The sequence below is a fragment of the Bacillus sp. AFS088145 genome (genome assembly GCF_002564465.1).
Classification (GTDB): Bacteria; Bacillota; Bacilli; order Bacillales; family Bacillaceae_G; genus Gottfriedia.
Genome location: NZ_NUUX01000043.1, coordinates 45575 through 55949, shown reverse-complemented (window position 1 = coordinate 55949; position 10375 = coordinate 45575). Strand labels below are relative to the sequence as shown.

The 10375-nt window shown below is 35.9% G+C and carries 8 protein-coding genes and 11 tRNA genes; 2 read left to right on the top strand and 17 right to left on the bottom strand.

Annotated features, from left to right (window positions below):
- Positions 1 to 22 precede the first annotated feature (22 nt).
- From COI44_RS21335 to COI44_RS21325, 3 genes are all read right to left on the bottom strand, one after another.
- A tRNA-Gly gene (locus tag COI44_RS21335) sits at positions 23 to 96 on the bottom strand.
- A gap of 4 nt (positions 97 to 100) precedes the next feature.
- Positions 101 to 177 (bottom strand) — tRNA-Pro (locus COI44_RS21330).
- Between the two features lie 5 nt (positions 178 to 182).
- Positions 183 to 259 (bottom strand) — tRNA-Arg (locus tag COI44_RS21325).
- Between the two features lie 572 nt (positions 260 to 831).
- Here COI44_RS21325 and cls point away from each other — a divergent pair.
- Positions 832 to 2277, top strand: a complete 1446-nt coding sequence (gene cls / locus COI44_RS21320; protein WP_098429696.1) for a cardiolipin synthase — start codon at positions 832 to 834, stop codon at positions 2275 to 2277.
- Between the two features lie 132 nt (positions 2278 to 2409).
- Positions 2410 to 3228: a M15 family metallopeptidase gene (locus COI44_RS21315; RefSeq protein WP_098429695.1), complete on the top strand. Its 819-nt coding sequence runs from the start codon at positions 2410 to 2412 to the stop codon at positions 3226 to 3228.
- Positions 3229 to 3307: 79 nt separating this feature from the next.
- Here COI44_RS21315 and COI44_RS21310 read toward each other — a convergent pair whose 3' ends face one another.
- From COI44_RS21310 to COI44_RS21240, 14 genes are all read right to left on the bottom strand, one after another.
- Entirely contained in the window at positions 3308 to 4036 is a 729-nt protein-coding gene (locus COI44_RS21310) for a GntR family transcriptional regulator (RefSeq protein ID WP_098429694.1), read from the bottom strand.
- Between the two features lie 60 nt (positions 4037 to 4096).
- Positions 4097 to 4879: a fructoselysine 6-kinase gene (gene frlD / locus COI44_RS21305; RefSeq protein ID WP_098429693.1), complete on the bottom strand. Its 783-nt coding sequence runs from the start codon at positions 4877 to 4879 to the stop codon at positions 4097 to 4099.
- Between the two features lie 64 nt (positions 4880 to 4943).
- Positions 4944 to 5957: an SIS domain-containing protein gene (locus tag COI44_RS21300; protein WP_098429692.1), complete on the bottom strand. Its 1014-nt coding sequence runs from the start codon at positions 5955 to 5957 to the stop codon at positions 4944 to 4946.
- A gap of 101 nt (positions 5958 to 6058) precedes the next feature.
- Entirely contained in the window at positions 6059 to 7429 is a 1371-nt protein-coding gene (locus tag COI44_RS21295) for an amino acid permease (protein ID WP_098429691.1), read from the bottom strand.
- Positions 7430 to 7453: 24 nt separating this feature from the next.
- Entirely contained in the window at positions 7454 to 8275 is an 822-nt protein-coding gene (locus COI44_RS21290; RefSeq protein WP_098429690.1) for a sugar phosphate isomerase/epimerase family protein, read from the bottom strand.
- A gap of 221 nt (positions 8276 to 8496) precedes the next feature.
- Positions 8497 to 8579 (bottom strand) — tRNA-Leu (locus tag COI44_RS21285).
- A gap of 13 nt (positions 8580 to 8592) precedes the next feature.
- Positions 8593 to 8665, bottom strand: a tRNA-Lys gene (locus COI44_RS21280).
- A 126-nt stretch (positions 8666 to 8791) separates the two neighbouring features.
- A tRNA-Gln gene (locus COI44_RS21275) sits at positions 8792 to 8866 on the bottom strand.
- Between the two features lie 460 nt (positions 8867 to 9326).
- A tRNA-Asp gene (locus tag COI44_RS21265) sits at positions 9327 to 9402 on the bottom strand.
- Between the two features lie 12 nt (positions 9403 to 9414).
- Positions 9415 to 9490: transfer RNA gene (locus COI44_RS21260), tRNA-Val, on the bottom strand.
- 9 nt (positions 9491 to 9499) lie between these two features.
- A tRNA-Glu gene (locus COI44_RS21255) sits at positions 9500 to 9574 on the bottom strand.
- Positions 9575 to 9581: 7 nt separating this feature from the next.
- Positions 9582 to 9672: transfer RNA gene (locus tag COI44_RS21250), tRNA-Ser, on the bottom strand.
- Between the two features lie 7 nt (positions 9673 to 9679).
- Positions 9680 to 9754: transfer RNA gene (locus COI44_RS21245), tRNA-Asn, on the bottom strand.
- Positions 9755 to 9837: 83 nt separating this feature from the next.
- The gene (locus tag COI44_RS21240; RefSeq protein WP_098429688.1) at positions 9838 to 10290 is read right to left on the bottom strand and encodes a SprT family protein; all 453 of its coding nucleotides are present in this window, start codon (positions 10288 to 10290) and stop codon (positions 9838 to 9840) included.
- Positions 10291 to 10375: the final 85 nt, after the last annotated feature.

Genomic DNA, 10375 nt, shown 5'->3' with positions numbered 1-10375 from the left:
GTTTAGTTTTCAAAGTTCATAATGGAGCGGGTGATGGGAATCGAACCCACGACCGAAGCTTGGAAGGCTTCTATTTTACCATTAAACTACACCCGCGAAATGGTCGGGAAGACAGGATTTGAACCTGCGACCCCCTGGTCCCAAACCAGGTGCTCTACCAAGCTGAGCCACTTCCCGAAATATGGCGCGCCCGAAAGGACTCGAACCCATAACCTTTTGATCCGTAGTCAAACGCTCTATCCAATTGAGCTACGGGCGCATATTGTAAAGTGTGTCGTCTTCGTTAGCGACTTTTACAGTTTATAACATCCAACTGTTTATGTCAACACTTTTTTAAAAGTTTTTTTAACTTTAAAAGCTTACTACGATAAGCTTTCGTTGACTTCGTTAACTTGTCTGACGTGACTTAAACTATATTAAAGCATCGAACATTCAATGTCAACACTTTTCAATCAAAAAATTCAAGAGTTTATTTACACATTGGATTTTACTGGGCTTAAGAGCCTTTTTAAGTTATTAATGTAGCTTTAATCAGTACATATTTAATGTTTCTGACAAAGTACTACGTAACAATAACTGACTTACTATAGTACAATTTAAGGACAGGCCCTGTTAAAAGTAGAGCTACTCCTTTTTCTCATAAAGAAGTTCTATGTTTCATTTTTTGATATTTTAACGAGAAAGAATTGGTATATATAATATATCTGTTTTTTAGAGTTACTGAAGTGTTCTCGAATACTTTGTTCTTACTAAATAAAAAATATTATTAATGAGTATTAAAAAAGATATTAAACTAAAATAAGATAATTTAACTAATAGGACGTGTGAAAAATGGATATTAATAATTTTCTTACAATCCTCCTTATCATCAATATACTTCTAGCAGGTGTACTAGTATTTATTGAAAAAAGAGATGTTGTCGCCACATGGGCGTGGCTAATGATTTTATTTTTTATACCTATAGTGGGATTTTTACTATATTTATTTTTAGGTAGGCAGCTAAAACAAAAGAATTTCTACCATCTATCGGCTAAAGAAAGAACTTATCTTCAATTGGCGGTTACGGACCAAGCTAATAAAATTCATACTGATCAAAGTTTTCGTCAAGATGAGCTACTATCAAAGCATTCACATTTAATTATGATGAATTTAAAGTCGGCTAACGCTTTATTAACGACAGATAATGAGATCCAAACCTTTCGAGATGGACACGAAAAATTTAATTCTCTTTTCAAAGACATACAACTTGCCCAAAAAGAGATTAATATTCAGTACTATATCATCCAGCGTGATTCGTTAGGAAAGAAACTTAGAGATGAACTTTCAAAAAAAGCAGAAGAAGGTGTGAAAGTACGAGTCTTGTATGATGACATAGGTTCTAAAAGAATTACCCCTTCTTTTTTCAAAGAACTTGTTAAACATGGTGGTGAGGTAAGAGCTTTCTTCCCTTCATTTTTAAGACTCATCAATTTTCGATTAAATAATAGGAATCACAGAAAACTGTGTATTATTGATGGGAAAATTGCTTATATAGGAGGGTTCAATATTGGAAATGAATATCTTGGTATTGATCAAAAATTTGGTTATTGGAGGGACACTCATTTTCGTATAACGGGAGAATCCGTTAACCAAATTCAAGGTAGATTTATTTTAGACTGGCAACAAGCTACTAATCAACCTCTACATAATATAGAAGAATTCTCATTTAATAATGAAAAAAATATCGGAAGTACCCCTATCCAAATAGTTGCAAGTGGACCAAATTCAGAAACAGAACACTTAAAAAACATGTATGTTAAGTTAATTATGTCTGCCAAAAAATGTGTTTATATTCAAACACCGTATTTTATTCCAGATACAAGCATTATGGATGCGTGCAAAATCGCAATTTTATCCGGTATCGACGTAAGAATAATGATTCCAAGTAAACCTGATCACCCATTCGTGTATTGGGCATCTCTATCGTACGCTGGGGAACTTTTGTCGTATGGCGCAAAAATATTACTTTACGAGAATGGTTTTTTACATGCTAAAACAATCGTTGTTGATCATGAAGTAGCTTCAGTAGGAACTACGAATATTGATACACGAAGTTTTAAATTAAACTTTGAAATAAACGCGATTACTTATTCAGAAGAAAAAGCTTCTGAGCTACAAAATCTTTTTTTACTTGATAGTAATCATAGTAGTGAACTTACGATTGAAAAATATCAAGAGCGATCAGTCATAATCAAGTTAAAAGAAGCAATATCACGCCTCTTATCTCCAATATTGTAAATAAAAACATTACTTAACGGTAATGTTTTTTATTTTATCTTTCTAGTTTCAAAATGAAAGGTGATGTGCGCTTTTCTGTAGAATAAAATGGTTATAGGGAACAGATTATTAAAATATCAAAGAAGGTGAAATATGAGAATTATTAAGAAGTTATTTGTAGTTTTTTTAACTCTTTCATTTCTATCGATAAGTTTCTTTACAAACCCAACTTCTACCTATGCAGCAAATAAAGTTTATACTGTAACTGTAAATAAATTAAATGTCCGTAGTGGGCCTAGTACATCATATAAGTCGATGGGTTCAGTTAAAAAAGGCCAACTTTTAACGGTTATTAATAAACACTCCAATGGATGGTATAAAATTAAGTTTAAAAAAACAACAGGATTTATAAATGGAAAATATGTGATGGCGGAGTTCAATAACGTTAAATCATTAGATAAAAGTATTATTGTTGACTTGAAATATAACACAAACAATAACTTTACTGGCAAACGTATTTATAATTTTAGTCAAGCAATACTTCGGACAAGTACAGCAAAAAAATTAGCAAAAGCAAACGCAATACTTAAAGAACAAGGATATACAATTAAAGTATGGGATGCTTATCGTCCATTATCTGCACAACAAACACTTTGGAACGCATATCCTAATTCGAATTATGTAGCTAAACCTGATCCTAAAAATATCCGCGGACACCAACTTGGCGCAACGGTGGATATTACACTATGTACTTTAGATGGCAAAGAAGTACAAATGCAATCTAAATTCGATGATTTTTCTTCACGAGCATCTCGAAGCTATAAACGAAACAGCGTACAGGAAAAGAGTTATCAAATTATGGATAAGGCAATGAGACAAGTAGGTTTTGTAGGCTATTCTAAAGAATGGTGGCATTACTCAGATAATAATCAAAACTTTAAAGCTATCCAGGTAAATCCTGCAAATTATTAATGCTAAAACTCACTTTTGAATAGAATCAAAAGTGAGTTTTTTTATAAAAATATGTATTCCATTTAAAATAGCATTATCTCTATTTTGTCCGATGAACGGTTAAGGTTACTTTACTTGTTTCACACATAAAAGTCGAAAGGTGGACTGGTTCCTCATTTGAATCATAGGCGATTTTTAGGATTTTAAAAAGATTGGCTCCTATATCGCATTCAAGGTAATTGGCATATACTTTTGTCGCACCGATTACGTCGATGATTTTATCGTTGCTTAGGATTTCTGTATTATAGGCCTTTGACAGAACTTTATATGTGGATTCATCTATTGCAATTTTCTTTTCCAAATCAGGAAAACGAATTAGTGAGTAATGTGCAATATCATAAAAAAGTGGACGGTCGTTCACATACATGAGTCGCTCAAGCTCTAGTACGCGACTTCCTTCTTCAACTTTAAGATGTTCTGCAACATCCTTTGATGCCGGGATGACTTCACTTCTAAGGATTCGGGAATTTGGAATCATCCCTAGTTGGTGACTAAACTCCGAGAATCCACTTACAGATAACAGTTCATTATTAAACTTATTCGAAGCTACAAACGTCCCCCTGCGTGGTATGCGTGTTAAAGTACCATCCTTCACTAATTCCTCAATGGCCTTTCGAATAGTGATTCGACTAACATTATACGTTTCACAAAGCTCAGCTTCTGTGGGAATCTGTTGATCTGGTTTATATTTCCCTTGTTGAATATCATTCTGTAGCATTTGCCTAATCTGCATATAGAGAGGCTGTGGGGTTGAAGAATTTAGGTTCATAATTTTCATCCTATCCGTCAATGTTTTTCAACATTATTATACACTGCCGACTAGTTAACGTCACCATGCACCGAAATAGCCAATTGTTTTTGCAGCCGTTTTTGTCCCTAATTCCAAACACTGTTGGATCGAAAGACCCTGTAAAGTACCATAAAGAAAACCAGCTATGAAAGAATCTCCTGCTCCCATCGTATCTACAACATTATCTTCCAATACTCCAAATTGATAAAAATGTTTCCCGTCGAAAGCTAAAGATCCATTTTCTCCAAGCGTAGCAACAGCAATCTTGGAACCTTGTGTTTTTACGTCCTTTAAAAATCCTCTGATAAATTCATCATCCTTTTTATAAGAAAAAAAGGAATAGTCCACATAACTAGGTAGTGTCTTTACTAAATCGTGCTCTAACTGGTCTGAAAAATCAAATGCAGTAAGCAACCCTTTTTGTTTAAAAAATGGATAATACTCCTCAACATGTCCCCATATGCCAGCGTGGACAAGTTGTGAGGTTTGAATAAACTCCAGTTCTTCATCAGATAATGTGAACTGAGCCATTACTCCTTCATCGTAAGCTCCAAAATGGCGGTCATTATTAACCAATTCAACATGGGTAACCGCTGTTTTTCCTATCTTTTTAGATATAAACGATGTATCGACACCCTTACTTTGAATCGACTTAATCATTTGTTCACCAAAGGAATCACTTCCAACCCAGCCGATATAAGTAGAGTCCGCCCCTAACTCTTTTAAGTAGACAGCAACATTTACCGGATTTCCTCCGGGATACACTTCCTCGTCTGCAAGATAGACATCCATACAGTTATCGCCTGCTGTAACAATTCTCATCTAATCGCCAACCTTCTTTTTAATCTAAGAAACGAGCACTACTATGTAGTGCCCATTCAATCTTTTAATATTCTACTTTGCGGTAGTATCTTCTTAGGTCTAATGAGTGGTTTCTTTCCCTTTCAAGGTAAACACTGATTCGACTTAAAACTGCCCAGTTAATACTAACAGAAAAGTGTTTTCTAAATTCCTCACTAATACCTAGCAATTCAAAGTCCTTTGTATCAATAACAGTTAATTGATTCGTAATTTTTTCGGCAAACCTTTCAACACGTTCCATCAATGGTCTTGTTTCATCTTCACCTTTAAGTAAAATAACACTGGTATCTTCAACTACTAGCTCAAGCGTACCATGAAAAAACTCCGCTGCATGGATGGATTTTGCATGAATCCATTGCATTTCCTCCAAAATACACATTGCGTATGAATAAGTGTTACCCCATAAGTTACCTGAGCCTACCATCATATGATAATCAGTATCCTTATGTTTAATAGCAAATTCCTCAGCCTTTTTATCAAAGTCTTTTACGGCAGCTAAAATAGCTTGTGGCAACAAGGAAACTTCTTTTGTGAACTGTTCATATTGCGGAAATTCATTGTTATTATACATGAAGCGAAATACTACCATGTACAACAGCATAAAGAACGTATCAAAGGAATGTTTTTCCGATCCGGTTGTAATACAGTAATCTACTACCTCCGTTAATGGCGTATTTGGCTCCGCTACTAATGCAATTGTAGTAGCCCCTCTTTCTTTACAAAACTCTGCCGCCGCAACAGTTTCTTGCGTTGTCCCTGAAACTGAGGTGAAAACACATACGGAATCCTTTGAAAAGTGCTTATTGTTCATGACCATAAACTCGGCTGCGATTTCGGCATGTACATTGATCGTTGAGTTTGATTCTAAAATATATTTATAAGGATACATCATTGCAATAGTTCCTCCAGCACCAATCAGGAAAAGATTGCTGTAACCTTTTTGACAGATTGAATCGACGATATCCTCAATTTTACTTCTAAACGTAAGTCCTTCATTTTCTACAAGTTTTAAAAATAACGCTTCATCAAATTTTAACATGGTTAGATCCCCCTAAAATATATTTGTTATGTCTTGTATTATAATTAAATATAACAAATAATGCAATCCTTTTTAAAAAATTAAGAAGCTAGTAAAGTACACTAGCTTCCTGAAATAAATGAATTCTTCTTTTTTACTAGATTACCGTCATTTTTCTTATTCGGCCCGTATCGTTTTTCCCAGTAAAAGTAAACAGGTAGTCCGGTAGTGATAACAATGAATGCAGCTACCATCCCTTGCCACGGAGCCCAAGTAAACGTACCCCAAGCAAGCCAAGAAGCTCCAATAATTGCTAAAATCGTCGTTAGTCTCCACAGTGGCATCCTGTAAATCGGGTTATAGTCCTCCCTCTTACGGCATTTATAAACCGCTACAAAATCCAAAATATTAATCACTAATTGAATTAATGTAAAATAGCCTAGTAAAGTCGTTAAATTAGTTGCAAAAACTAGAATACATGCATAGGTTACTTGAACAATAATTGAAAAACTTGGTGTTTCATACTTTGGATGGACACGACCAAAACGCTGGAAAAACAGCCCGTCCTTAGCCATCGCGTATTCTAACCTAGGCTGAAACATGATACAGGAACTTAATGATCCTAAAATGACTATAATTGCAGTAATCGCAACAAACGAAGAAGCAATATGAGATAGTCCCGGTATATACTTAACCGCATCAGAAACAGCTGCACTAGAACCCATCAATTTACTAAAAGGCATTAATCCAATTACGCAGACTGCTAGCAATGTATATAAGATTAATACAATAAAGACAGCGCTAATCAGTGCACGAGGTAGCGTTTTTCCGGGATTTTTAAATTCACCTGCCATAAAACAAATGGCGGCCATACCGGTATAGGCCCAAGTTGTGGCAGAGACACCGCCGATTAGACTTGTTTTTACCACTTCTCCATGAGGTGTATAAGAGAAGTTCCCCGGGTGCATATACATTAAACCTAGAACAATAACAATAATGAACGGAATGATTTTCACGGCGGTAATAATCACTTGAAAAAGCCCGCCCTCTTTTACACTTCGATAATGAATTGAAGTTATGATTAAAATTATCGCTACCCCTAACAACTTGCCAGCAACTCCAGAGAAGAATGGGAAAAAGCTTGCCAAGTATGAAACTACTGCTAGAGCCATAATAGAAATAGATGGTGGATCAAGCGCCCAAAATGTTGCCCATCCATATAAAAAGGCTAAAGGTCTCCAGCCTGCTTTATTCAAATAGACGTAACCGCTTCCATTTTCAGGATAGGCTGTTGATAATTCAGCAAGAACCATTACTTGCGGAATAGCGATAATACCGCCAATAATCCATGCTAAAATAGAAATAGAAGGGGTTCCAGCTGCTTTTGCTACATCACCAGACGAGACAAAGATACCTGATCCTACAGTCGTACCAACAGCAATTGCTAATGCCGACCAAAATCCGAGCTTTCGTGTAAGCGTAGTATTACTCATAAAGGGCTCCTCCAAATTTTTAGATTATACAATTCCTAATTCATTTAGTTTCACTAAGGATTTTTTTACAGCATCTAGTGGATTTTGATAGTAAGTAGACCCCATAATTTCAAGAGTGCATGCCCCATCGTATTGGTGCTTTTGCAAGCTTTTCACATATTCTCTCCATTGTAAATTACCATCATCTAAAGCAAGATGAGAATCTGTCTTGCTATCTCCATCTATTAAATGGAAATGACATAACTCAGGAAGCAATAAAAAATAATCATCTGGTGTTTCACCAGCCAAGTTCATTGCAACGATATCAATCATCCCTTTTAGATTAGGGGACTTTATCTCTTCAATCATTCTCTTTAATCCTCGAGTATCAATAATTAAATTAGATTCGAATCTTGTTAATGGTTCTAGTGCAAGAGTGATACCCTCGTGCTCCGCCGCTTTTGTGATTTGATAGATTGATTCACTTGCATAATTCCACGATTCCTCTTTTGTTAGGGAGAAATCTCCTATCCCTGAAGTAATTAACATCTTATCCGTCTCTAATTCCACAGCAGAGTGAATATTTTCAATAAAATAATCAATACTCGTTTTCCGCCAATTTGGATCTGAAGCAGCGAGATTGTAAGGATAAATGCATTGTTCTGGAGTATAGCAGACTATTTCCATACTTCTAGCTTTAATTTCTTTCTTTATCTCTCTCAAATTGCAAAGCAAGTTTCTATAAACATAGAGGTGTGGTTCACCAGCCCATAATTCAATGCTACTAATTCCTAATTGGTCCATACAATCCAAAAAATATAGGGTAGGGTAATGCTTGAATGTAATATTCATCCCTGCTATTTTCATTGATTACCTCCTTTCCCTTAAAGTCATTTCATTTGTTATGCTTTGTATTATAATCAAGAATAACATAAAATACAATAAATTTTAAAAATTTTTAATATTCATTTTTGAATCCTACGAAGTCTAGTACCTTGACCAACCAGTCTATAAAAGTCAGACAATTTTTAAACACAAAAAAGGCCTCTACATTACGTAGAAGCCTTATTACTATATATATAATTTGATGCGGCCGAGAGGACTTGAACCTCCACGGAGAAACCTCCACTAGGCCCTCAACCTAGCACGTCTGCCATTCCGCCACGACCGCGAATAAACAAAAGTGAGCCATGAAGGATTCGAACCTTCGACCCTCTGATTAAAAGTCAGATGCTCTACCTACTGAGCTAATGGCTCATAATATAAAGATATTACAAGTATAACTAAATACCAAATATTTTTAAACCAACTCACTGTCTACACGATCGCGTCTAAGATAAAAGCCAATCCCCTTACCTTAAACATATTTATTCAAAACTAAAATGGCTGGGCTACCTGGATTCGAACCAGGGCATGACGGAATCAAAATCCGTTGCCTTACCGCTTGGCTATAGCCCATTGATTTATCACCATGAATTAACTCCTCCGAATTAACATCATGAACCTGCACCGCAGGATTTTTTTTTATGTTGTATTGTTTCAACCTCTTGAATCAACCTCTCAAGATAAAAAACAATCCGACAATTACGAAATTCATCTTTACCTAAAGTACGAATTTGCTACATGAAGTTCCACCGCAGGATTTTTTTTATGTTGTAATGTTTTAACCCCTCGAATTTACTCCTCAAGATAAAAACAATCCGACATTTCATTACATTTCTTATTGTAGAATGCGAATTAACATCATGAACCCACTCCGCAGGATTTTTTTTATGTTGTTTTGCTTCTACTTCTAGAATTAACCCCTCAAGATAAAAAACAATCCGACAATTAAAACATTTAAGATCTAACTCCAAAAACCCACCCTAACTATTTTTCTCCAAATAAAGAAAAAAATACTACAATTTGTAGTAAATAGTGGCGGTCCCGACCGGGATCGAACCGGCGATCTCCTGCGTGACAGGCAGGCATGTTAACCGCTACACCACGGGACCATATGAAGTTAATGGTGGAGGATGACGGGCTCGAACCGCCGACCCCCTGCTTGTAAGGCAGGTGCTCTCCCAGCTGAGCTAATCCTCCAGGATAAAATGGTGACCCGTACGGGACTCGAACCCGTGTTACCGCCGTGAAAGGGCGGTGTCTTAACCGCTTGACCAACGGGCCTTAAATATGGCAGAGAAGAAGGGATTCGAACCCTCGCACCGCGTAAACGATCTACACCCTTAGCAGGGGCGCCCCTTGAGCCACTTGGGTACTTCTCTATAATAATGGCTCCGCAGGTAGGGTTCGAACCTACGACCACTCGGTTAACAGCCGAGTGCTCTACCACTGAGCTACTGCGGAAAAATACTAATCTTTTCATCAAGTGCTAAAACGTGATGACAAGTATTAATATAAACTAAATGCATATTAGATGTCAACACTATTTATAATAGTTTTAATGGACTTTTGCATAGTCCACATACATAGCGGCTTATGTCCACTTTTCTTTTTCTTAAGAAAGCTTCCCCACACCCTGAACATCTATATTTATACTTATAAGAATGCGTTCTTTTTTTTATTGAATTTAGTGGTTTACAATACCTAGGAGCACCTACCTTTTTTAATAGCTCTTTAAAATCTCTATCTTCGTGCTTATATCCTTTCTTCATAATATGAAGATGATAATGACATAGCTCGTGTAATATGATCCCCTTTAACTCTTCAATTCCGTGTTCTTCATAATAAAACTTATTTAATTCGATATTACTTGTTTTTAATAAATACCTACCACCAGTTGTCCTCAATCTAGTATTGAAAGAAGCTTGGTGGAGAAATGGTCGATCGAAATAAGTGATTGATAGTTCTTCAACCAGTTTTTGTATCTCCTCATTATCCATTTATGAATCGCCATCCTTTTTTTCTTCTTTATTATAACTGAACAACTCACAAATTCTTGGGTATGCGCATACATTAAACTTACAA